The sequence below is a fragment of the Polyangiaceae bacterium genome (genome assembly GCA_016715885.1).
Classification (GTDB): Bacteria; Myxococcota_A; Polyangia; order Polyangiales; family Polyangiaceae; genus Polyangium.
Window position 1 is genome coordinate 553,223 of record JADJXL010000025.1, and the last position, 24,502, is coordinate 577,724.

The window sequence follows — 24,502 nt, forward strand, 5'->3', positions numbered from 1 at the left end:
TGCATCGCAGCGGTTTTCGACGTTCGCGATGCGCAAATCGCCGCAAGATTCACTTCTGCGGCCAAGGCACGTCGTTGTGCTGGCCGGCACGAAGTCGCACGGCTTTACGCATTGGTTCGCCGGGAGGTGGAGGCATGAACTGGCAGCGCCCGTCCCACGTGACATCTCCGAGCTGCACGGTCTTGGTGCCGCCCGTGAACACCGTGAGCATGATGTCGGTGCAAACGAGTTGCGCGCTCGGTGGGGCCCCGCTGAGCGATACCGTCGCGGGCAGAGGCTTCAGGCGAATGGGGATGCGCTGAATCGAATCAGGCTCGTTCTCGGGCGGTGGGTCGACGTTGATCGACCCTTGAAATGGCTCGCAGCACTTCGACCCCACGACGGTCACCGACGCCGGATGCGGTCCCGATTTCAACGTAAATACGCGGGAAAACCACGTCTCGACCTTCCCATCGAGCGTGAGTTGCGCACCTGGTGGAGTGATGACGAACGCCACTTTTCGAGGCGCGGACTTCGCCGGCATCGCGGACGCCAGCATCGGCAGCTTGACGCGAATGCTTCGCGGTTTATCCGCCGAATCGACGGGCTCCGCGGTCGACGACGGTGCCCCGTCGCTCGACGCTGTCTCGGGGGGCTCTGGGTCGTTTGTCCGAGGCGCGATGAGAGGCGTGCCTTGTTCGTCCGGACGATCGGCCAGAATGCCCTTCGCAAGGTCAGGCTTGCGTGCTCGCGTTATCCCGTAAGCCGCTCCGCCCAGCACGCAGACGACACCCAAAGCGAGGCCGACACGCGCCGCAATACGACGCCTCGCAGCGCTCGAACGCAAACCGCGCACGCGCTTGAAAATGCTCTGATCATCAGGAGCAAGGGCCAGCGCACGGTTGAAGTCATCGGCCGCGCCGACGACATCGCCAGCTTTCCGAGCGGCTTCACCTCGTGAGAGCAGACGCGGGACGAGTCGTCCGGGCAAACTGCGAGCGTACTCGTCAGGGTCCGCAAAATACGCTTCGATTTCAGCGCGTGGATCGCTGATGCCCAGCGCGTCGAGCTCCGCACGAATACGTTCGGCGAGTTTGGCGGGGCTCGCCGTTCGTTCTTCCAAACGATGTGCGAGCGCGCCGTCGATGATGCGCGCCCAACGACCCCCTACCGTATTTCGTTCGCGATCCGCCGGCGGATACGACCCTTCGAGCACCCGTCGCAACACCTGTGCCGGGTTTTTCCCCTCGAACGGCAAGTGCCCCACGAGGCACTCGTACATGAGCACGCCGAGCGCAAAAACATCAGTGCGTCCATCGACCTCGCCAGCTTCGATTTGCTCGGGAGCCATGTGCGCAGGTGATCCGAGCACCTGACCCGTCGACGTGACGCCTTGTGCATCGAGCATCTTGGCGATGCCAAAGTCGGTGAGCTTGATGATGACTCCGAGATCCGACGACGGAGCGGAAACGCGGCGTGGACCGGCTTTCTCGTCGTTTGTCTCGGAAGAACGTTTTGAAATGGGTCTGCGAGACGATGCGGGTCCGGATGATTCGTCCGAGTCGTCCGCAGCAGATGCGTGTGACTGGGGCCGCGATATGCGGTCGGACGGAAGCTCGACGAGAACGTTTTCCGGTTTGACGTCGCGATGAATGATGTCGGACGCGTGGGCATGTTCGAGTGCGTCACACAGAACGAGCGTGATGGCTGCACCGACTTCGGCGGGCATGTCGCGGTGTCGCTCGAGGATCTTGCGAAGCGTGGTGCCGCGACAAAGCTCGACGACGAGATACCGCTCGGCGTCGTCATCGCCGGATACGTCGTGCACCTCGACGATGCACGGATGTCGAAGTTTGGCCGCGGCTCGTGCTTCGGCGATGAAACGAGTTCCTACCTCGACGTTTTCGCGAAGGTGTTTGTGAATGATCTTGATGGCGACATCGCGGCCGAGGCGTTTGTCCCGGGCGCGATACACCGTGGCCATGCCGCCATGCCCGATCTCCTCGAGAAGCTCGTACTTCGCGAGCCGCGGAAGACTAGGCAGCGCGGAGGGTTCCGTCATTCAACGACCTTGACGCGGATGGAATTGGTCGAGCCTCTGACGCCGATGGGGGCGCCGAAGATGGCGACGAACTTGTCACCCGGAGAAACGAATCCGTGCGCCAAGAGTAACATGCTCGCCCGGTCGACCATCTCGTCTGCGCTCGTGACTTTATCGATTGGCCAAGGGACGACGCCCCACAAAAGCGCAAGGCGCCTGCGTGTGGCCGCGTTCGGAGAAAACGCGATGATCGGAACGACCGGACGGTGCTTGGAAGCAAACAAGGCGCTGCTGCCCGATTCGGTGAACGCGACGATGACGCGCGCCCCGATGTCTCGCGCGATGTCACAACCATTGCGTGCGACGGACTCGTTGATGTTCGCGCGCTTGCCGGGCATTTCGCTCGACAGAGGACGGAAAAACTGACTCTGCTCGGCCTCGGTGATGATGCGGCTCATGACGCGAGCGACGAGCGGCGGATGAGCTCCCGTCGCCGTTTCCGCGGAAAGCATGACGGCATCCGTTCCTTCGAAGACGGCCGTTGCAACGTCGCTTGCTTCAGCGCGCGTCGGACGCGATTGCGTGACCATCGACTGGAGCATCTCGGTTGCAACGATGACGGGTTTTTGATGCGTGCGTGCGAGACCGAGGATCTCTCGCTGGATGACCGGAACTCGTTCCGGGTTGAACTCAACGCCAAGGTCCCCGCGCGCCACCATGACGGCATCCGTTGCTTGGATGATTGATTCGAGGTTCTCGACGGCAGCGGGTGTTTCGATTTTTGCAACGATGGGCGTGGGCCTGCCCCAAGCGTCGCAAATGTCGCGCACGAGCCGAATGTCATCGGCGGTTTTCACGAACGAGAGCGCGACGTAATCGATGCCGAGCGACAGGCCGAAGGAGAGGTCGGCCTTGTCCTTGTCGGTGAGCGATGCGAGTCGTATGCGACGCGCCGGCAAGCTCACGCCTACGCGGTCGCGAAGTTGTCCGCCTTGTGTCGCTGCCGCGTGCACTCGCCTGCCGTCGACTTTCGTGACGGTCAAAACCATGCGGCCGTCGTCGATGAGGACGATGTCGCCAGGTTGCAAATCTTCACACAGCCCTTCGTACATGACGGGCATTTCGCCCGGTCCAGCGAAGGGTTGTTCTTTTGAAACCTCCACGAGGGCGATCGATGCGTCCGTTGGGACGTCCATCGTTCCTCCCTCGAAGCGCCCGGCGCGAATCTTGGGTCCGCACAGGTCCTGCAGGATGGCGACGGGTTTGTCGCAGGCCTCGGCCGCTGCCCGCACGGCTTGGAACCGGCGAGCGTGCTCTTCGTGCGAGCCGTGGGAAAAATTCAACCTCGCAACATCCATACCCGCCCGAATGAGCTGCTCGAGGGCGGGCTTGTCTTCCGAGGAAGGGCCGATGGTGCAAACGATCTTGGCGCGGCGTACATGCACGGTCGGAGCATGGCATGACGCCTGCGCCAACAACAGCCCTTCATCGCGTGCTGGCGTCGCGCGTCGAGCGCTCGCACACGTCATCGCACCTTTACCTTCTCACGCAGCCGCGCTACCCGAGGGCGCATGCTGATGCGTGATGCGCGCGGAGCCGCAACGATGAACGGCCTGCGTCTGGAAGACGTGCTGCGTCAATCAAGCTCGAGACGGACTGCGAGCTCGGAATCCTACGAACCCGTACGAACGGAACAAGCTGCACGTACCCCCGCGTACGTGTACGACCTCGATGCAATCACCGATGCAGCACGTGCGCTCATCGCTGGCTTCGATGGAACACCGCATCTCGTTGCGTATGCCGTGAAGGCCAACACGGCGGGACCCATCGTGAAGGCGCTTGGACGCGTAGGTTGTGGGGCCGAGGTCGTTTCGGGATCGGAGCTGATGGTGGCGCTCGGGTGTGACATTGCCGCCGATGCCATCCTGTTCAGCGGTGTGGCCAAGACAAACGTCGAAATCGACCAGGCCATTGGCGCGGGAGACCGCGGGATCCTGGCGCTTCAGCTCGAAAGCGTGGAGGAGATCCCGCGCGTCGTTGCTCGTGCAAAGGCGCTGGGACGCAAGGCGCGTGTATCGATACGCGTGAATCCGGACATCCTTGCGGACACGCACGCGCACGTCGCGACGGGCCACGACGAAGCGAAGTTCGGGATCGCGATCGAGGATTTGGAATCCGCGTTTGCAGCGATCGACAGCGCTCCGAACGAGATCGAGCTCGTGGGCATCGGTTGCCACATCGGCTCGCAAATGACGAAAGTGGACGAGTACGTCGCGTCAGCGGAGGTCGTGCTGGGTCTCGTGGCTCGGCGGCAGAAGGTGCGGGCGCTCGAGCTCGTGGATTTTGGTGGCGGGTTTGGCATCGATTACGGCGCAGGTTGTCCTGCCAAACCAGCGGATTTTGCGCGGGCGGTTGCGCAACTGGTCAGGCAGAGCGGACTCGGTGGCCTGCGTATCGTGGTCGAGCCGGGGCGCTGTCTCGTTGCGCCGTTCGGGGTGCTTTGCGCGTCGGTGTTGATGACGAAGCAGTCACGCAGCAAGGGGATCACGCGGCGCTGGATGATGATTGATGCGGGCATGAACGATTTGATTCGGCCAGCGCTGTACGCGGCCAAGCATCGCATCGAGCCGATCGACGCGCTGCCTGCGGTGGAAGGAACCGGCGTGCCGATGCGCGTCGTGGGTCCCGTGTGCGAGAGCTCGGACGACTTTGGGGAACATGCATTCTGCGAGCCGCTGCCGAGCACGGTGGTCATTCGTGACGCCGGTGCGTACGGCTATGTGATGGCCAGCGAGTACAACGGACGCGCGTTGCCGGCGGAGATGTTCCTATCGGGCGGAAAGGTCGTGGCCGTGCACGAGAGCCGCACGCGGGAGGAATGGGCGGCGTCGCGGATATTTTGAGCGCGTACTTTCCGGGTGATGTGGCCTGGTTCCAGGTGATGTGGCCTGGTTCCGATCTGATCTCGGGGGGTATGGGGGGCGGAGCAGTCGGCTCGTCTTTTGGGTCGTAGACCCAAAAGACTCAAAGAGCCGCCTGCGAGCCCCCCATCGTGACTAGCCTCGCGAAGCGCGCGTCCCACGCGCGCGAAGCGAGCGCGCAGGTCCTGGCCCGCTTCCAATCACCGCCTATCGCGCGGTGGACGATCGCCCCGGTCACGCATTGGCGGACGGTCGCCGCGATCGCGCGACGGTCGATCTCGCGGCGGGCCATCACCACGCGGGCCGTCAGGTCGGCGCGGCGGGGGACCCGACGCATCGCGCTCGCGCGCTTGATCCATGCGCGCCTTCGCTTGCACGCCAGCTTCACCTTCGGGAAGCGGCATGACCTCACGACGGCTCAGCCGAATCTTGCCCTCGCGATCGACGCTCACGACCTTCACCTCGGTCACGTCGCCTTCCTTCACCACGTCTTCGACACGCTCGACACGCGTGTGCGCAAGCTCGGAGATGTGCACGAGGCCATCGATGCCCGGAAGGATTTCAACGAACGCACCGAAGTCCGTGATGCGCTTGACGGTGCCCTTGTACGTCGCACCAACTTCAGGTTCGGCCGTGAGCCCCTTGATGATGTCGAGCGCCCTCTTGACGGCATCCGAATCGGCAGATGCCACGTTGACCGTACCGTCGTCCTCGACATCGATCGCGACGCCCGTTTGATCGACGATGCCTTTGATGGTCTTGCCACCAGGCCCAATGATGAGCCGAATCTGGTCCGGCTTGACCTTGATGGTCGTGATGCGCGGCGCGTACTGACTGAGCTCCGGACGAGGCGCCGGGAGCGCTTCGAGCATCTTGCCAAGAATGTGGATGCGGCCTTCGCGCGCCTGATCGAGCGCTTGTTGCAAGATCGACCGAGACAAACCAGCGATCTTGATGTCCATCTGAATGGCCGTCACGCCACGCGCCGTGCCGCACACCTTGAAGTCCATGTCGCCGAGATGATCTTCATCACCAAGGATGTCGCTGAGAATCGCGTACTTCGGCCCCTCGGCTATGAGCCCCATCGCAATACCTGCAACGGGCGCTTTCACAGGAACACCAGCGTCCATGAGCGAGAGACAACCGCCACACACCGCAGCCATCGATGACGAACCGTTCGATTCGAGCGTCTCGCTGACGATGCGGATCGTGTAGGGGAACTGCTCTTGCGGAGGAATCATGCGCGCGAGCGCTCGTTCGGCGAGAGCACCGTGACCGATCTCGCGACGACCAGGACCTCGAAGCGGCTTGATTTCACCCGTCGAGAAGGGCGGGAAGTTGTAGTGGAGGTAGAACCGCTTCCAGCTCTCACCCATCAAGCTGTCGATCTTCTGTTCGTCCGTGGACGTACCGAGCGTCGTCGTGACGACCGCTTGAGTTTCGCCACGCTGGAAGAGCGCGCTACCGTGTACACGCGGCAGCAGCCCAACTTCGCTCATGATCGGGCGGATGCTACGCGTGTCACGACCATCGATGCGCTTGCCCTCTTCGAGCACGTAGCTGCGCACGACATGCGCCTTGCGCTCCTCGAATTCGGCCTTGATGAGCTTTTCGTTGGCCAAGTACTTCTCGGCGCCAATCTCGGCCAAAAGCGTCTCGCCAAGCTTCTTCTTCAGCGCGCTGTACCCTTCGTAGCGGGCCTTCTTGTCAGTGACGCGCGTGGCCCTCGACAGATCATCATCGACCAATGCTGCGACGCGCTTCTTGATGTCGTCCTCGAGTTGCGCTGCGACGAACGGCTTCTTCGCTTTGCCAACGGCCGCACGCATACGTTCGATGAGGTCGATGACCGGCTGGCAGGATTGATGCGCGAACATGAGCGCATCGATGATGTCGTTCTCGGTCGCTTCGCTCGCTCCACCTTCGACCATCACGATGGCATCACGTGAACACGCAACGACGAGGTCGATGTCGCACTCTTCGATCTCGGAAACCGTGGGGTACGCAATGAATTCGCCATTCTTGCGACCCACGCGAATGCCCGCGATGGGGCCGTTCCACGGAATGTCCGAGATGTGAAGCGCAGCGCTCGCACCGGTCAGCGCAAGGACATCCGCCTTGTTCTGCTTGTCGCTCGACAAGACCGTCGCGATGATCTGCGTGTCCCGCTTGAACCCATCGGGAAACAGAGGCCTGAGGGGGCGGTCCATGATGCGGCACGCGAGAATTTCTTCGTCGCGCTGACGAGCTTCACGCTTGAAAAACCCGCCCGGAATCTTGCCGGCCGCGTAAGTTTTCTCGACAAACTCGCAAGTGAGGGGGAAGAAGTCGATGCCTTGCCGCTCCTCTTGCGACACGGCGGTGACGAGAACCATCGTCTCGCCGTAAGTGATCAGAATGGAGCCATGCGCCTGCTTGGCCAGCCGACCTGTCTCGAGCGTGAGGGCTCGATCGCCGACCATGACGGATTCCCGAACGTACATTTTCTGCGCTCTCTCTCGTACGAGGCGAGGGCGGTCCCGAAGTGCCGCTCGAACGCATGGCGGATCTTCTTCCTCGATTCCTACCCAGTAGAAGCAAATCTCTGCTGGGCACGAAGCGAAGTCGAAGACGCTCCGTTGCGTTCGTGGCCGTGGGGGAACGCACCCCCGCGCCCGTTCAGTTGTCCAAACCCAAATTCGTTTCGGATTTGTCTCTAGAACCTCCGACCGATCGCCGCCACTTTTTTCGTGACGAAACGTGCACGGAAGTGGACAAACCCGGGCCGTGGCTACGATGACCACCGCAAACGCAGAAAGGCCCGCTTCCTGTCCAGGCCGAACCGAACAGAAAACGAGCCTTCGTGTCGCTGTGTGCGGCTGCTCTTTACTTGCGGATGTTGAGCTTGCCGATGAGCGTGCGGTAACGGTCGATGTCGATGCGCTTCAAGTAGTCGAGCTGGCGGCGGCGCTGGCTGACGAGCTTGAGCAGACCACGACGCGAGTGGTGGTCCTTCTTGTGCGTCTTGAAGTGCTCGGTCAGTTGCGTGATGCGCTCGCTGAGCAGCGCGATCTGCACCTCGGGAGACCCCGTGTCGCCCTCTTTGGTGCCGTACTTCTCGATGATCGATGCTTTGTGAATGGGATGCAGCATGGGTCTTTCGATGCTTCTGACCAGTCACGTCTGCTGCCGAGCACACGGACGGTCGAGAGACGCCCGAGACTCAGCTAGCGCCCGAAGCGACGCAGGCCAAATGACGGGCCAAACAAAACGGACGCGCAGTATACGGGCGCGTCGCGCTTGGTCAAGACACACCGTAATGTTTCACGGGTTTGTCTACGCTCGAAAAGGAGCCAACCACTTTTCGAGGCCCGACCGACCATCAGCGACGCCGCCGAGACGACCTGTCCCCACCCTGCCCCATCGGAGCCGGCAGCGGCATGTCCGAAAAACCCTCGGATGTGCCCACGTAAGCAGCCCGATCCAGCCAGCTCTGAAGCATCACCGCCGCGGCCACTCCATCGACGAGGCCCTTTTGCCGGCGCCCCTCCACACCACCCTGCCGCAACCTCCGCGAAGCCTCCACCGTCGTCCACCGTTCGTCGTAAAGCTCCACCGGCACCCCCGTCGCCGCATGAATCTCTCGCGCAAGCGCCTCGACCTTCGCCGCCATCGGTCCGGCCATTCCAGACATGTCGAGCGGCAGGCCCACGATGAACAGCTCCACCCCTTCCTCGCGAACGAGCTCCCTCAAAGCCTCCAAAAGTCCCTTTTTGTCACGGCCATCGAGCGGAGGGCGAACATGCGCCAGAAGCCCCAGTTCGTCGGCAATGGCCACGCCAACCCGAGCTTTGCCCAGGTCGAGAGCACAGGCACGTGGGCGCCGAGGACGGTCTTGCATGCCCTGACATAGGGGGGGCGAACCAGGCCAAACGTCAAGACCTTCGGTCCTACCTTGACCCGTCCGTGCTCTCCGACCATAAGCCGCGGCGGACATGGAGCTTCGCGCAGTCAAAGGAATGAACGACATCCTGCCGGACGAGGCGGCACGATGGCAGCGACTCGAGTCGGCGTTCCGAAGCCACGTGGCGCACTACGGCTACGATGAAGTGCGCACGCCGCTGCTCGAGCACACCACGCTCTTCACGCGGCAAATCGGCGAAACGACCGACGTCGTCGAGAAGGAAATGTACTCCTTCGAAAGGCACGGCGACGCGCTCACGGTTCGCCCAGAAGGCACCGCCGGCGCCGCACGCGCCTACGTCGAGCATCACGTGCACGCGCGCGAACCCGTGTCGCGTTGGTACTACATGGGACCCATGTTCCGCGGCGAACGACCCGCCAAAGGACGCTACCGGCAGTTTTACCAAGCAGGCTGCGAAGTCTTCGGCGATCCCGGTCCGTTGGTCGACGCCGAGATGATCGAGATGGTGCACGCGTACCTCACGCGAGGCCTCGGCATCGGCAACATCGAAGTGCGCTTGAACTCGCTCGGAGCCGCTGGAACACGCGCGCGTTACGCATCCACACTGCGCGACTTCTTCGAACCTCGGAAAGACAAACTCAGCGAAGATTCACAGCGGCGCCTCGAAAAAAACGCGCTCCGCATCCTCGATTCCAAGGACCCGCGCGACCGCGAACAACTCGAAGGCGCACCGTCGATCCTCAGCATTCTCGACGAAGCAGACCTTGCGCACTTCGATGCTGTGAAACGCTTCCTCGACGACATGGGCGTGCCGTACGTCGTCGATGCGAAGCTCGTCCGCGGCCTCGACTACTACACGCGAACCTTGTTCGAGCTCGTCACGACGACAGGTGACCTTGGTGCACAAAGCACGCTTGTCGGCGGAGGTCGTTACGACAACATGGTCGCCGAGCTTGGTGGACCAAACGTTCCGGCGATCGGTTTCGCGATGGGCATCGAGCGACTTCTGACGCTCATCCCGGCAGATGTTTCTCGAGACAAACCAGCGGTGTACATCGCGCCGCTTTCGCCTGCATGCGCGAGCAAGGCGCTCGTGCTGGGGCGCGATCTCAGGCGGCTTGGCGTGCGCACGGAGGTCGACGGACGTGGCGGGAAGATCAAAGCGATGTTGCGTCGTGCCGATTCACTTGGCGCAAGGTGGTGTGTGATTCTCGGCGAGGGAGAGCTCGAGCGCGGCGTTGCGACGGTGAAGGATCTCGCGGGTCACTCGCAGTCGGAGGTGCCGCTCGAACGTGCAGCGGCGAGTTTGGCGGAGCAGGTAGAGAAGGCTCCACCCATTGAACATCGGCAGGACAAAGCGTGACGGGCACGCGGCTTCGCATTCGTGCCTGCATCTTGGGGCTTGCGCTTGCCGAGCTAGCGATGGCTACGCCTGCGTTCGCGCAGACGGGCATGCCGCCGGGGGGCGTCGCGGGTCCGCCTCCGGGTGGTGGGCAATCCAAGCCGTCACAGGCGCAGCCGGAGACGCATGCGGCATCCGGGGCGGATGAAGTTTCGCCCTTGCAGACGCAAGAGCCGACGTTGCCGCAAGAGCCGCTCGAGATTCCCAAAGAGGTGGCGGGGCAAATTGGTTCGAGTGCGGCGGCGGTTCCCAAGTATGCTCCATCGCCCGTCGATCGGGACTTTTATGGATTGTGGTATTCGGAGCGAGGTCCGAATCATCAATTCCGGACGCTCTTTCCGCTTTGGGCCGAATGGCAGAAGCCCAAAGACCGCGCGAGTTTGATTACGCCATTTTATTATCGCCGAAGGGCTCCCGATTACGAAGCGGATGTCTTATTTCCGCTTTATTGGCGATTTCGCGAAAAGCAAACGCGGACGACGGTGGTCGGGCCGTTCATGCATCAGGAGCGCGAGGCGACGGCGAAGAGGCCTGCGGGGCACACGAATTGGCTTCCGCCTTTGTTTTTCGAGGGGCGTTCGGGGAGCAGTGGTTATTTGCACATTCCGCCGCTGCTGATGTTCACGAAGCATACCGATCACGACGGATTGAACGTCGTCGGCCCCCTTTATTGCAGGTGGAAGGGCGGTCCGGCGTGCGATGCTCGCACGGCGGACGACATCGATATGGGTTTGGCGCCGCTTTATTTCTACGGGCGCAACGAAACGCGGGAATACGAAATCATCCCGCCGCTTTTGCATTATTATCGCTATAGCGACGTGGGCGAAAGCTGGACGAACGTTTGGGGTCCGTACATTCGCACGCACGACAAGGACGGAGACAGCCGGCACATTGCTCCGTTTTATTGGCATTGGTGGGGCAAGAACAAGGAAAGCATCACGGTTGCGCCGTTCTTCCATTACAGTTACGAAGGCAATGCTTCGCGCGTGGCCACGCCGCTCTTTTATTGGTCGCGTAACGAAGAAGGTCACCGGACGTTTGCATCGTGGGTGTACGCGCATCATCAGGGGCGCACCGAGCTGCAAATGATCTCGCCGCTCTATTGGCATTACCGCGATCCCGACATTGGCCTCGATCGCAAGATGCTCTTTCCGTTTCTCTACAAAGAGGAATCACCTCGTGGCAAAGACCTCGTGGTTTTCCCCTTCTATGGGCGATTCCAGCGACATGGTTTGAGCGACGAGACGTGGGTTACGCCGCTTTTCCGCTATCGCACGGACACGTCGGGTTGGCAGGCCAATCTCTTTCCCTTCTTCCACATGGGCCGGACGTACAATTCGACGCACCTCGTGCTCGCGCCGTTCGTCTGGGACTTTGCGTCGCCCACGTCGCGCGCGACGATCATCTTGCCTGGATTCTTCCGCTTCGCAGATGCCGACGGCGTTTCGCAGCTCGCGCTGAATACGTTTTACCGGGAACGCAAAGTCGAGGGCGGCACGGATTGGGAGTTCCACTTCTTCCCGTTCTTCTCGTTCGGAAACTCGCCCGTCGGGCATTGGTGGAACGTGCTCTATGGTTTGGCCGGGTACACGCGCGAAGGCGCGATGTCCAAGATGCGACTGCTCTACATTCCGATTACGCTGAGCAAGGATCGGCGGCCTGATTGACAAGAGCAACGATTTGCCGGGAGCTCAAGGCGTACACATCACATTGGAAAAGCCCATGACGGCGCCTTCCACCATGTTGTCGCACTTGATGATCGTCCCCATGCTGCCCGGTGCCACGTAAAACCCATATCCGGGACCATCGACCTTCGCGACGTTCTTCTCGAATACGTTGTCGTGACCCCAAGCCGCATTGGACGACCGCACTTGAAAGCCATCCTTTGGAGCCGTCGTCCCGGTATTCTCTGCAAATAGATACCCACTCCCCGTCACGGTCACCCAAGAATCCTCGGAATTGGCGCCGACGAGGCCCACGCCATCGAACGTGTTGCCACGAATTTCGCCGCCCTTCGTGCCCTCCTTCAAGTCGATGTGCTCGGTCTTGATCCCCGGGCCAAAAACGTTCCACAATATCTTCGTTCCGTCGCATGCATCCGGCGTATTCGGATCGGGCCAGGCGCTATCGATGGTTCCAATGAAAATCCCCTCGGCACTTTCGGGATCCTTCATGCCCGTATTTTTGATTTCGCAATGTTGTATCGTGTTCCGGCTCGCTCCGTTGCGCAATCGAATCGCGATTTCACCCACGTCATGAATGGATAGCGCCGTGATCACGTTGTCGCTCGATCCATTCAAATAAATTCCTTGTCCACCTCCCGTGACGGTAAAACCGGAAAGGATCCAGTGCTGCACGTTGATCATGTCGATGCCGGTGAGCGTCGGATTGGCGGACGAATCGATGATCGCTTCGCGCGGACCGCACAAAACGATGGGTTTGTCCGCGGCACCGGACACGGTCACGTCGAACGTATCCGCATATGTCCCCGGCTCGAGGCGAATGAGCATTCCAGGAGCGGCTTTTGCCAGAGCATCGGTCAGTTCGGCCGCATCTTTGACGACCACCTCGGTGTCGTGCGCCATATCGCACGGACCGGCCGGCGCCATGCCACCCGACCCGCCAGCACCTCCGTCACCGCCGCTTCCGCCCGAGCCTGCGGAAGCACTGGATCCCGTGGTGCCGGTGCCCTCACCGCCGCACCCGATGGCCAACGGGGTCAGGGCAAGTTGCGCGAGTGCTACCGCAAGATACGAAAAAGGTATGGATTTCATGAAGCTTCGTTTGGATTGTGTGATCATGAGGTATCTCCGGCGGCGAGCATATCGTAATCGCCCGATCCAAGCAGCATTCTTGCGCTTCCGGCCTTTGCGTTTCGTGATAAAGTAGTCGCTTGCGCACCGATCACGACACGGAACCCTTGATCGTCGGCCCTCATGAATTTCGGTTCGTTCCTCCGAACCAGGTTCGATTCTACCTTCGGGATACGTTCGATGGGCCCGAGGTCGAAGCGCATTTGCAATTTGGATACAAGTACGCAGAGCTTTGCGGCGGCCTGGTCGAATGCATCGTGGACATGTCGCAATTCAAACGCGTGACCGAATCCGGTCGGCAAAGGCTCACGCGTGTCGAGCGTCCCTACCCGTACCATGGCTGCGCGCTGCTCGGCGGGAGCTTCCCCACGCGCACGATTGCCAACATGATCATCGCCGCCGGCCGCGTGCTCACGCCAAAATCATTCTCCTTCCCCATCAAGTTCGTCGATACGTGGGAAGACGCCGAAGCGTGGTTCCAGGAATTGCAGGCGAAACGTCGAGCTTGACGCCGGACGATCACGTGCCCTAGTGTGCTTGACTTCGCGGGAGAACGTGATGAAGGCTATGCTTGGGCTCGTGCTCGCAATGGCGACGGCGGGATGTGGGGCCGCTGTCGCCCAAAGCTCTGACGTCGTCGTACAAATCGAAGGTGCGACGACCGCCAAGCCCACGGAGATGACGGAAGTCGTTTTGCACGAACCCGACGAAACGGCGCTCGTAGGAGACATTCGAATTGACGGTGATGAAATTTCGTCGTCGTCGAAGCTCGTTTTCTATGCGGATTCCCAAGCTCGAAGCGTGAATCTCGAAACCTTCGACCGCACGCTGAAGCAAACCGAGATTCTCGAGAAGCGTGGCAGCCGGGTCGTGCGGTGGAAAGTCGAATACAGAACCGCCGCGTCCTTGGTCACCGTCAACGGCCAAGGCGAGCCTGACAAGAACATGCCGGCGCTCAGGAAACCCTACATCGTCGACTTGCGTGGTCCAGTCGCGCGTGTGACGGACGAGAACGGACGCAATGTTTCAAAAGACGAATACGATGCCGTCGTTCGTTTGGAAATTTTCACCAAGAAAAAGAAACCGATCACGCAGCGTCCGCGACAGGGACAAACGGAAACCTCATTGCCACAGCCCGTCGAGCACAAGGTCCGCACCGGTGACGAAGTGCCCTGGTTGGCCGAATACCTCGAACGAGAGCTGAGCATCGAAACGACCGAAGCGACACTGGAAGCGAAAGTTCGCCGCACAAAGCTCGTTGCGATTTACGAAATCGACGGAGACATCTGCGCCGTCGTTTACGTTGCAATGCAACTCACTCGAGACGAAGCCAAACGAGCGCATACAGAAACGAGCCTCGAGGGTCAAGTCGTCATGCGAGCGGTCGATGGTGCGCTGATTGGCATGACGGTTTCCGGACCACAACGGACGAAAGGGGCCATGAAAACGGAACAAGGCATCTTGCAATACGGCGGCCGAGGCACGATCAAGCTTCGAATGCGCCGCCGCTGGGAGGTTCGAGGAGGTTGAAGGCGTGCAACGAAGGCGCGTGTCGCTTCGTCGATGCCTCCTGCACGCACACACGTGTTCGCAAGATCTCGCTACGCAGATGAAACGATATGCTTTGCACTCATACGTTTCGCATCGACGAAACCCGAACGCAGCGCCGCGTCGGCTCGCTTTCCATCGACCCGCTCGAGCGCTCGACACGCGCGGGATGGGTTTGCCGCGGAACGTGCGCGTCGCATCGATCACGTCGCGCGTAGCTCACTTTGTTCGTAGGTGACCTTCGCCGAGCTCGTCAAGCACAACTTTTGTGCTCACATCAGAAGACGCACGTGAAGCGTACGCGGCCGTGGTCATCGCGACGATGCGACGGCTTTCGTCACGAATCTTGCGCCGTCATCGGAGCCTCTTGCCAGGTGGGTGGCGACCGGCGCATGATGCCGCGCGATGAGCCATCTCCTGCAGGGCGATGCCGATTTTTCATACCGAAGCTTTGGCTCGTTTCCACTCGTCGAACACATTCTCGGGGTGGGACGAATGTCGGTGGCGCCTCGCTTCGAGCTCGTGGACGAGCAGGGCGAGCTGCTCGGCGAGGAGGAATGGTTTCTCAGCGATCTGGGCGAGCACGCACCTTCGTTGTGGCTGCCCGTCGTCGACGATCTCGTCTCGCTTCCTACTGCAGCGGACCTCGATTTGCTCTTGACGGAGCTGCTTACGACGTTGCGCACGGCGGACGACTTCATATGCGAAACACGCAACACGTCGGACAAGCCGGCGCTCGTGCGGTGGTCGCTGCCGTTCGTGTGGGAGCTTCAGAAGAGTGACTGGCCAGCGCTGCTGAAGGTGATTCACGAAGCGCTCGAGGGGCACGATTTGCCACCGCTCGAATTCTTCACGTACCAGGATCCCGACGGTGTGCTCGAGAAGGTTCTCGACCCGAAAACGCGCCTTGGACGATTGCACGCGCACCTTCCGGAAGAGCTTGCATTTGGTTTTGCGGCGCTCGTCGTTGCAGCAGCCAATGGGCTCGACAGTTTTTCCGTCGAGGACCAGCCGTCGTTTCACGAATATGACGAGGGCGGGCCGCCGCCTCATTTGATGGAGCGTCTCGAATCGGAGGTCTTCGCCAAGGGTGAAGACGTGCGTATCGAGCAAATTCACGCGTACGCGAATCACGCCTATTCAGCTCTGGATGCCGGAGAGAGCCAGGAAGCGCTGGAATGGACGAAATCAGCACGAGCGTGGGCTTGGGGCGTTCATGAGCGTTCGGAGATTGCGCTGGCATATCGAGCGAGCGCTGCGGCGTGGCTCGATGTGGAAATGCTCGACCGAGCGGTGACGGACGCATCGTGGTCGCTTCAGAATGAATTGTCCGCGGACGCATACGATACGCGCGCGGTAGCATTGCACATCGCCGGGCAGGTGGAAGCGGCACTCGAGGATTATTCACGGGCGCTCGAGCTTGCGCCGGACAATGCGCGTATCCTTGCGAATCGCGCGGAAGCATATTACGACTTGGGCAATGACCCGGCGTGCATTGCGGATGCCGAACGGGCCATGGATCTGGATCCGAACGATCCGTCGCCGTTTGCGCTTCGCGGCCGGGCGCTGTTGCGAACGGGCGAAATCAACCTCGCATGGCAAGACGCCGAGCACGCCGCAGCGCTTGGAGATGATTCGCTGATTGAGGAATTGGAAGGCTGATATTGGGGCAGGACCTAGCTACAGGAGGTCTCGGCCCGATTTTCCGGCGCTTGCGGGGGGGCCCCATTGTTTGAGCCCGCGAAGCGGGCGAGTTTGGGGTCCCGCGAGTGCCGGAAAACGGGCTGCGACCGACTTTCGTCAAGGCTTCGGGGCACTTGCAGCGGCGCGAGCTGCCGACGCGGATGCTGCAATGGCTGCTTGCCTGGCTCTGATCCATTCACGATACGCCGGAGTCCCCGGGCGAGGATCGAGTGTCAATTCGACTTTCGTGTCTTTCTCGAACAACACGAATTGAGCCAGCGGACGATGCTCGGGCGCTGCGGCTTCGAGCCTGTGGCCAATTTTGTCGCTCGGAAACTTCCCCGTAAATGGATTCGATGGCAATTTCGCGCCATCGAGATACACCGTTGCGGTCGGCGGATGCACCGTCACCTGCAATTCGATGGTCGCCGGCATCTCGGCAATCGGAAGCGACGAAGGCTCCGGCGTCGCTGAAGCCGAAGCAACCACGACGGGCGCCGATGGTGGCGGAGCCGCAGAAGGCGTCGCAATGGGCGTCGGAGCGGATGTCGCAATGGTCACGACCGCGCTCGGCGTCAGAGGCGGCTGAGGCAGTGGATTCGACGGCACGCGCGAACGCAAAAACACGAACGCCCCGAGCGAAGCGGCAATCATCACGGCACCGGCAATGTACAAACTGCCACGACTTCGCCCCGACGACTCGCTCGAGGACTCCCGATTCGATGGCTCCACCTGCGTCACGGGTGCCGAGGTGCTTTTCACGCTTGCATTCGCACCACTCGATACGCTGCTCAAATGCGAATCCGAGTTCGTCGAGCCACCCACGCTGCGAACGCCCGAACCCCCGAGACGCGGTAGATCCGAGGGTTCGCTGAGCGAATCGAGTGGATTGCTCAAATCGAGCAGCCCCGATGATTCCACCACCGGCTCTTTCGACGTGAGCTTGCGCAATTGCCGCTCGATGACCTTTTTGATTTCTGCCCGTTTGTCAGCAAAAACCGTCGACACATACTCCGCGATGATCTCGTTCGTCACGCGAATGTTGGCCTTGTCGAGATACGCCATGATATCTTCGCGCATCTGCAGCGCCGTGCCGTATCGACCTTCGGGATCCGGATAAAATGCTTTCTTGATGATCCGGACGATCTCGTCGGGTACGTCAGGACGAACTTCCTTCAATTCGGGCATATCGCCGAGGGCCAGGCGGTGCAGCACTTCCATGTCGGTGGCTCTTTCCCAAATTTTCGATGCCGCCATGGCCTCCCACATCAAAATGCCCACGACGAAAATGTCGGCGCGCCGATCGAGCGGCTTGGCGCGCGCTTGCTCGGGCGACATGTACGATATTTTTCCTTTGACGACGCCTGCCCGCGTTTCAATGGACCGCGCTTCCGACTTCGCAATGCCGAAGTCCAGCAATTTCGTTTGTCCGTCGTACGTCACCACGATATTGTGCGGACTCACGTCCCGGTGGACGATATTGAGCGGCTGGCCGTCGTAATCGGCGAGCTCGTGAGCATAATGCAATCCGCTCAGCGTATCGGCGAGAATGCGAAGCAGGACGCCTGGCGGCGGCGGCTTGTTGCGTGCACGATTCAAGATTCGATTGAATGGCACGCCATCGAGGTACTCCATCGCCATGAAGTATTCGCCCTCGCTCTCGCTCACCTCGAAGGTCTGCACCACGTTCGGGTGATTGAGGCGCGCGGCGAGGCGTGCTTCGTCGAGGAACATCTCGACATGATCGGGGTCATCGAGGTAGTCGCGACGCAGCCGCTTGACCACCTGCAACTTTTTGACGCGGGCGGGTCCTTCGACGACCGCCAAGTAGACATCCGCCATTCCACCGCCACCGAGACTCGCGATGAACTTGTACTTGCCTACGCTGTTGTCGTCGATGCTCGATGAATGCGCTGCGCCGGACACGGCGCCCATCATCGTCTCATTTTCGGCCCGAAGCAAGTAAGATCGTCAGCGAAGTCCCGCCTTTTCACGCTCCAGAACCCATCGCGCCCGCCGAATTCCGTTGATGTCAGACGACGAACCTGCTTCTACCATGGGGCCATCCACATCTCGGATACCTGCCGCCACGATGCTTGCTTCCCTCGAGCGCCCTACGCCGCACGCCGGAAAAACACTGCCACAGCTCGATGCCCTGCGCGGTGTCGCCATCCTCGCCGTCTTCACCCAGCACCTTGGCGATCGCTTCCTGCCTCTCGTGCGAAGCGCCATCGAAACGCATGTCCCTGCATCCATCGCAGCGTGGATCCTGACGATTCTCCACCACGCATGGTGGGGCGTGGACTTGTTCTTCGTGCTCTCGGGTTTTTCCTTGGCGCTTTCATGGTTTCGCAGCGGAGGACAATCGGCGCGCACATTTTTCATTCGCCGCGCTGCACGCATTTTGCCGGCGTATTACGTGGCGCTTGCGGTGACGCTGCTTTTTCATCGTTCGATCATTCTGCAAAAAGATTTCGCCGCCGCGCTCTTCATGCATGCGTTGGTCCTCCAAGGATATTTTCCCATTGGCGGGATCGTATTCATTGGCGCCACGTGGTCGCTCACGACCGAAATTTCATTTTATATTTTATTTCCGTGGCTTGCGCGCCTCGTTTCATCACCCAAACGGCATCTCGTCCTGGGCGCATGTGCGCTCGTCTTGACGACGTGGCTGGTCCGATCGATCCTTCACGACTGGTCGCTGGAACCGGGGCTTTTTGCGGGCATGCTGGAAGCTACGCAAAGACGCTGGATCGTGAGTCGTCTCGATCAATTTCTGCTCGGAGCGCTCGCAGCTCGCGTGTTTGTCCTGCTCGAGCATTCATCGCGCGCCGCACGTTTGGCTCCGCTCGCGCTTGGAATGTGTTTTCCAGCCTTGATCGCAGCGTTCAGGCTCGAGGGAGCGTATTATTTCGAGCTTGGAGGAAGTCATCCATACGCGCTTTTGTCGCTCGTCACGACGGCGATCGTGCTTTCAGCATGTCTTTGTCGCGGGCGCCTGGTCGGCGCGATTGCGCCAAGACCGCTCGTTTTTACGGGTATCGTGAGTTACGGGGTATTTTTGTATCATCAGCTCGCGCTGGGGTTATGCGACTTCGAGCCTTTGGCGCCGCCTTCCTGGACAAACCTCGCGCGCACGTCGATTCTTGCATTGGGGTTGTCGCTTTTGGTGGGTTACGCTTCGTGGATTTTCATCGAAAAGCCGATGATGAAGCGGATGGCAGTTACGACGTCCCCTCCACCTGCGCCCGTCCGTGTTTCGACACCACTTTCCGAATGATGCTCAGCGCATCTTCCACGGAAAATGGCTTTTCCAAGATTGGCCGCCCCGACTCGGACAAGAACCGCTCGAAGTCCGCGCCAAATCCCACGCCAGTCATGAAAACGAACCGAATCGCCACGTGCGGTTTGTTTTGCTTTACCATTTCAAAAAGCGCCGCGCCGCTCAGCCCCGGCATGCGCACGTCGCAAAGGATCACGTCGAACAGCTTCGACGCCAATATGTCGAGCGCCTCTTTTGCATTCGCCGCGACCTGCACGACGTGCACTCGACCAATCTCGGCTGCAAGTGCCCGCGCCAAAAGCACTTCGTCCTCGATCACGAGCACGCGCGCAGGTCCTCCAATCGATCGCGGCGGCCACGTCGGCATCGGAGGTAGCGGTGACAATAACGACGACGACGCCGGCAATTCGACGATGAATCGCGAGCCTCCCGGCGGATCCGTGCCCGGCACAGGGCTTTCCACGTACAGCCGTCCGCCACTGCGCTCGATGATCTCTCGGCTAATCGATAGCCCCAAACCCGTTCCCGCTCCAGGATCCTTCGTCGTGAAAAACGGATCCCAAATGCGCTGCTGAATGTCCGGCGGAATCCCGACGCCCGTGTCACGAATTTCGATTTCCACCACGCGCCCATCGTGACTTCTCGTCGATACGAAAACCTTCGCCTCACCTCGCGATGCGCGCGGGATCGCCTGCGCCGCATTGACGAGTAAGTTGACGAGCACCTGCCCCAGTCGCCCCTCGTCGATGAGCACGTTTGGCACATCCGCCAAATCACGCACGACTTCGGCTCGCTCGACAATTTGGCCACGCGTGAGCGTAAGTGCGCTTTCGACGGTACGATTGACATCGACTGCAATGCGGCGCGTGCCTCCGGGGGCACGCGCGAACATGCGCAAGTCGCGTACGATGTCGACGATTCGCCGCGTCGAATCGCGCAATTCCGTAAGGAGGTCGTGCACGTCTTTCGATATGTCGGCACCAAGCGCCGCGTCGGAGCCGTCGAGCATGCGCCCCAGCATGTCGATTCCGAGCAGAATGAATGCCGCGGGATTGTTGATTTCATGCGCGACGCCTGCCGCGAGCGTTCCGAGCGTGGACAAGCGATCGGCTTGAATCAGACGCGTGCGAGCCGCATGCTCGGCACTCACGTCCATGAACAATCCCTCGATGGCCACCACATTGCCGGCTTTCCCGAGGAGCGGATATATGGTGCCGCGTGCCGTAATGGGCACACCTTCGCGACGCGACAGACGAGCTTCATAAGGCAACGAGCAAAGCCCTGCGCACGCTTGTGAAAGCGCCTCGTCGTACGCCAATGCGCCTTCGGCATCGTGCAAAGCTCGCAAAAATCCCGTCGTTGCAAGCGCTTCGTCGAGCGGCACGCCAAGAAGCCGCTCTGCACAGTGGTTCAAATACACGAGCTCGTGCGTTCTCGGATCGAGCCGGAAAATAATGAGCGGCGCATTGTCGAGAAGGGTACGATGTTGCTCTTCCAGCTCGTGAATACGCGCCAAATGCAGCACCACCTCGCGTTCACGCATTTCCCACGCCGTCAAGTCTCGAATGAGGGCGTGACATGCGACGAGTGGATCGTCCTCGACCGCGGTAATCGTCGCTGCCGCGGGCAATCGATATTCTTCCCCATCGACTCCGCGCGCCAGAAGCACGATGCGTGCATCCGGCGCCGGCAATCCCTTCACCCTGTCGGGTCGCGGTTCGAGCAGCGTTCCGATGTCACGGCCAAGCAATTCTTCGCGAGGGAACCCCGTCAGGGCGCTCGCAGCCGCATTCGCATCCGTCACGCGACCTTGGTCATCCCAGGCCAGCATCGCATCACTGGACGTGTCGAGAATCATTGCCAACCGACGATCGCGCGCAAAACGCACGGCTCGCTCGAAACTCAGCCCCACGACTTCACATACGGCGACGAGCAACTCGAGCGGCGCACGCAGTGCCTCGCCCACTTCGCGAAACAAATACGCCAATTCGCCGACCGTACGCTTTCCGTCGGCCGACTTGATGGGTACGAGCACATAGGAAAGAAACCCAGAAGCCGCCGCAATCCGATGTACTTCATTGCCCACGCGCGTGTCGTTGCACACGAAGGGACGTCCTTCGATATAAATGCTCTCGTCGATGACCGCCATCTGCGGAATGCGACTTCCCGACCCAATGGGGGACGGAGACAACTTATCCGACATGTCGACATAAATGCGCTGATACCCTTCGCCATCCGGGATGAGCGCGACCAAGCCCGCAATGGGAAGATGCGAAGAGAGCGCATCGAAGAGCTCTTTGAAAGCCACTGGCGCAAGCAAACTCGGGTGTCGCGCCGCGACACGTAAAGCAGCATTGAGCACGACAAGGTGCTGGTCCGACGCTCCACTGCTGCTCATCGTGCCCCTCCCTCAGGTGCTGCATTCGTACCTATGCGAATGGTTTTTCCCGTACAGCGTGACGCAAACTTCGCCATTGCCTCGCGCCTCGCCAAAAACACGTCCGACCTCGCCACGTACGCTTCAGCCATTCGCTCCACGGCCGGCACATCGCCGAGCGCGCAAGCAGCAAACGCACGCAGCCGTATGGCTTCCGCCGAAACACGCGCTATCGGAAGCCCCGCAAGAAGCGCCCTGTCCAGACGCTTCGCGGCGTCGTCGAATTGCCCCGCATTCACCAAGCTTCGCGCCAATAAATACTCGGGCAAACCATCCTCAGGAGCCGCCGCAGCCCACGCCCCGAGCTCCTCCGCAGCGCGCACCCTATCCGGCCCACGACCGCCACTTCCAATGAGCAGCTCCACGATCGCTCGCCTCGCACGCGGATTACGTGCCGCTTCGAGCTTCACTTCGAGCGTGCGCAATACGTTTTCATCGAGCGACCGCGACATGACCTCGCGATAATGCACGATCGCGCGCTCCGTGTCGCCCCCTTCGAGCTCCAAATCGCCAAGTTCTTCGAGAGCTTGATCGCGCACGTACCTCACGAAACGTTCTTCGTCGACAATCGCCTGAAGCGCCGCCTTGCCTTCTTGCAGTCGGCCCAAACGCATGAGCGTTCGCGCCGCTGCAACGCGGGCGCTCGCGTCACCCGGATCGAGCGCGAGCCATTCACCGAGCGTCTCCATGACGCCGTCGTCATCACCGCGAGATCGCTGTTCTTCGGCTCGCTTTCGGCATCCATCGACGACATGAGGACATCGCCGTGAAAACAGACCGGGGCGATCGAAGCGCGCACGGGCTTGAGCCATGGCCGCATCGGGTAACGTCACGAGCATCAAATCTTCGTGAAATGCTTTTTCGAGCGCATCCCAAGACATTCCAGTCGCCTCGGGAAGGTCTGCTCCACCATACCACGCTCGTAATGCAGCAGCGCCGTGTCGTTCTTTGACGAAAGACACGAAAGCACCGCTCACGGTGTACGCGACGCTCGAGTTTTGCCCGTAAAACCCCATGGCAAAAAGCCGTTCGACGCCTGGGAGCAGACCCAAATCTTTCATGGCTCGGGCCCAATCACGCGCTGACAATGCCCCCTCGTGCGGGCTCGTCGCGACCGCAATTCCTTCGATGAGCCCTGGATTTGGCCAAAGTCCTGCGAACTTTCCGGCAACGGCAAACGGTCCTCGGGCAAACGCGCCGGTCATGACGTGCGCAATCTCGTGCCCCAGGATTGGATGCGGAAAACCATTTTGCTGCAAATAGACTTCCTTGCGCCACGGTTTGGCAATGTACGTGTCTGCAGCTCCCATGAGCGCGCCTTTTTGCGCCGAATCTGCGAATAGATACGCTGCTATCCGCGCGGGGCCTCGAGTTTCGAGAAACGCTTCTTGCTCGATGATGTGCCCATCGCATTCTCGGGCAAACCGTTCGACGTCGGCCCGAGGAATCCCGCGCGCGGCGAATACATCGCAGCGACCGACGGATACCGGCGCCGCAAGCTGCCCCTTGATCGTGCTTGCCGTATGCCAATGCCCAAATCGATGACCGTTTGCGTTCAAAAGAATGCTCGCGGCCGCGGCGCCCATGCCCAAAAGGACGAGGCCCGGGCGCCCAAGTGATCGAAAAACGAGCTTTCCGCTTGCCGAACGCTGCAAGTGAAGCGCGATCACGACCGAAGCGAGAAGCGTGGCCGCGGATCCGACGCGATAGGTGTAAAGACCGGAAAAATCGATGATGGTATCGTAAAAGCTACCACTGAAAAAACCGACGAATGGGTCGTACGCAAAGACCATCGGGCTCGTGTAAAACCGCAAAAGGGACACGACGACCGACAAAAGCGGAGCCGCAAGCCCCAAAAGCACCGCAACGAGGCGCCTTTTCTTGGCACGTCCCGCAAATTCGCCCGCAACGGCGCCCCATGCGCCCGCGAGGACCGCGCCTACGCCTGGCCCGAGCGCGTAATGCGCGCTGCCGCTCCACGGATCGCAAAAGCCATTGCGCAATCCGTGGAGCATGGTGACGAACCACGCGATCGCTACGAATTTCGCACCATTTGCCACACCTTTGCTCAAAGCATCGATCGGCGCGAGGCGTTCGCGTGACAATTCGAGCGCCGTGGCAATGACCGTGACGATCGGCACGACAATTCCCGCCGCCAGTGCACTTTCGTATCCAGGACCGTCGAAAAGCGGCAGAAATCCAATCGCCCCGATGCTCAGGACGACGACGAACGTCGCAATGGATGAAACCGATCGCGCCGCCCAAAAGGAGCGCAACCATTCAATTGCACGATGGAACATCGACAAGGGTTTCATGGGCGCAGTCGGTGAGTCATGACACGAATTGGGTGCGGATCGTACACGATATGGGCGCACATGCGAGGAGAAAGAGCAAAACCGCGAGACTGTGAGCCGGCCCCAAGAACGAGCGGGCGCGTCTTTTGTCCAGTTCGAGCGTAGTGGGCATTGTCAACCGGCGCCATCTCGGAGAT

16 protein-coding genes are annotated in these 24,502 nt (G+C 60.6%); 7 read left to right on the forward strand and 9 right to left on the reverse strand.

Translation table 11 applies throughout. The features are described from left to right. Window positions 1–49 precede the first annotated feature (49 nt). Both IPM54_37285 and pyk read right to left on the reverse strand, forming a co-directional pair. The gene (locus IPM54_37285) at window positions 50–2,041 is read right to left on the reverse strand and encodes a protein kinase (protein MBK9265428.1); all 1,992 of its coding nucleotides are present in this window, start codon (window positions 2,039–2,041) and stop codon (window positions 50–52) included. Further along, window positions 2,038–3,465, reverse strand: a complete 1,428-nt coding sequence (gene pyk, locus IPM54_37290; GenBank protein ID MBK9265429.1) for a pyruvate kinase — start codon at window positions 3,463–3,465, stop codon at window positions 2,038–2,040. The genes IPM54_37285 and pyk overlap by 4 nt, the downstream gene beginning before the upstream one ends. A gap of 126 nt (window positions 3,466–3,591) precedes the next feature. On the opposite strand from pyk, the gene lysA reads away from it, so the two are divergent. After that, complete coding sequence (gene lysA, locus IPM54_37295) at window positions 3,592–4,923, forward strand: diaminopimelate decarboxylase (GenBank protein MBK9265430.1); 1,332 nt, start codon at window positions 3,592–3,594, stop codon at window positions 4,921–4,923. A 218-nt stretch (window positions 4,924–5,141) separates the two neighbouring features. Here the strand turns inward: lysA and pnp are convergent, their stop codons facing one another. The 3 genes from pnp to ruvX all read right to left on the reverse strand — a co-directional run bounded on the left by pnp (window position 5,142) and on the right by ruvX (window position 8,821). Next, window positions 5,142–7,424, reverse strand: a complete 2,283-nt coding sequence (pnp, locus tag IPM54_37300) for a polyribonucleotide nucleotidyltransferase (GenBank protein MBK9265431.1) — start codon at window positions 7,422–7,424, stop codon at window positions 5,142–5,144. A gap of 382 nt (window positions 7,425–7,806) precedes the next feature. Next, the gene (rpsO, locus tag IPM54_37305; protein ID MBK9265432.1) at window positions 7,807–8,073 is read right to left on the reverse strand and encodes a 30S ribosomal protein S15; all 267 of its coding nucleotides are present in this window, start codon (window positions 8,071–8,073) and stop codon (window positions 7,807–7,809) included. 229 nt (window positions 8,074–8,302) lie between these two features. Next, window positions 8,303–8,821, reverse strand: a complete 519-nt coding sequence (gene ruvX, locus IPM54_37310) for a Holliday junction resolvase RuvX (GenBank protein MBK9265433.1) — start codon at window positions 8,819–8,821, stop codon at window positions 8,303–8,305. 94 nt (window positions 8,822–8,915) lie between these two features. Here ruvX and IPM54_37315 point away from each other — a divergent pair, with 94 nt between their 5' ends. Then, window positions 8,916–10,208, forward strand: coding sequence for a histidine--tRNA ligase (locus tag IPM54_37315; GenBank protein ID MBK9265434.1), 1,293 nt, complete (start codon window positions 8,916–8,918; stop codon window positions 10,206–10,208). Then, entirely contained in the window at window positions 10,205–11,914 is a 1,710-nt protein-coding gene (locus IPM54_37320; protein ID MBK9265435.1) for a hypothetical protein, read from the forward strand. The genes IPM54_37315 and IPM54_37320 overlap by 4 nt, the downstream gene beginning before the upstream one ends. Window positions 11,915–11,938: 24 nt before the next feature. Here IPM54_37320 and IPM54_37325 read toward each other — a convergent pair whose 3' ends face one another. After that, window positions 11,939–13,021: a right-handed parallel beta-helix repeat-containing protein gene (locus tag IPM54_37325; GenBank protein ID MBK9265436.1), complete on the reverse strand. Its 1,083-nt coding sequence runs from the start codon at window positions 13,019–13,021 to the stop codon at window positions 11,939–11,941. A 119-nt stretch (window positions 13,022–13,140) separates the two neighbouring features. Between IPM54_37325 and IPM54_37330 the strand changes: the two genes are divergently transcribed. From IPM54_37330 to IPM54_37340, 3 genes are all read left to right on the forward strand, one after another. Further along, window positions 13,141–13,569, forward strand: a complete 429-nt coding sequence (locus IPM54_37330; protein MBK9265437.1) for a hypothetical protein — start codon at window positions 13,141–13,143, stop codon at window positions 13,567–13,569. Between the two features lie 49 nt (window positions 13,570–13,618). Then, complete coding sequence (locus IPM54_37335) at window positions 13,619–14,590, forward strand: hypothetical protein (GenBank protein ID MBK9265438.1); 972 nt, start codon at window positions 13,619–13,621, stop codon at window positions 14,588–14,590. A gap of 423 nt (window positions 14,591–15,013) precedes the next feature. Further along, a complete protein-coding gene (locus IPM54_37340; protein MBK9265439.1) occupies window positions 15,014–16,270 on the forward strand; it encodes a tetratricopeptide repeat protein in 1,257 nt (418 codons plus the stop codon). Window positions 16,271–16,408: 138 nt separating this feature from the next. Here the strand turns inward: IPM54_37340 and IPM54_37345 are convergent, their stop codons facing one another. Further along, window positions 16,409–18,217, reverse strand: coding sequence for a serine/threonine protein kinase (locus tag IPM54_37345; protein MBK9265440.1), 1,809 nt, complete (start codon window positions 18,215–18,217; stop codon window positions 16,409–16,411). A gap of 166 nt (window positions 18,218–18,383) precedes the next feature. Here IPM54_37345 and IPM54_37350 point away from each other — a divergent pair, with 166 nt between their 5' ends. Continuing rightward, entirely contained in the window at window positions 18,384–19,571 is a 1,188-nt protein-coding gene (locus IPM54_37350) for an acyltransferase (protein MBK9265441.1), read from the forward strand. On the opposite strand, the gene IPM54_37355 is transcribed toward IPM54_37350, so the two are convergent. Further along, window positions 19,516–21,972: a PAS domain-containing protein gene (locus IPM54_37355; protein MBK9265442.1), complete on the reverse strand. Its 2,457-nt coding sequence runs from the start codon at window positions 21,970–21,972 to the stop codon at window positions 19,516–19,518. The genes IPM54_37350 and IPM54_37355 overlap by 56 nt on opposite strands. Further along, window positions 21,969–24,311: a hypothetical protein gene (locus IPM54_37360; protein ID MBK9265443.1), complete on the reverse strand. Its 2,343-nt coding sequence runs from the start codon at window positions 24,309–24,311 to the stop codon at window positions 21,969–21,971. The genes IPM54_37355 and IPM54_37360 overlap by 4 nt, the downstream gene beginning before the upstream one ends. Window positions 24,312–24,502 lie beyond the last annotated feature (191 nt).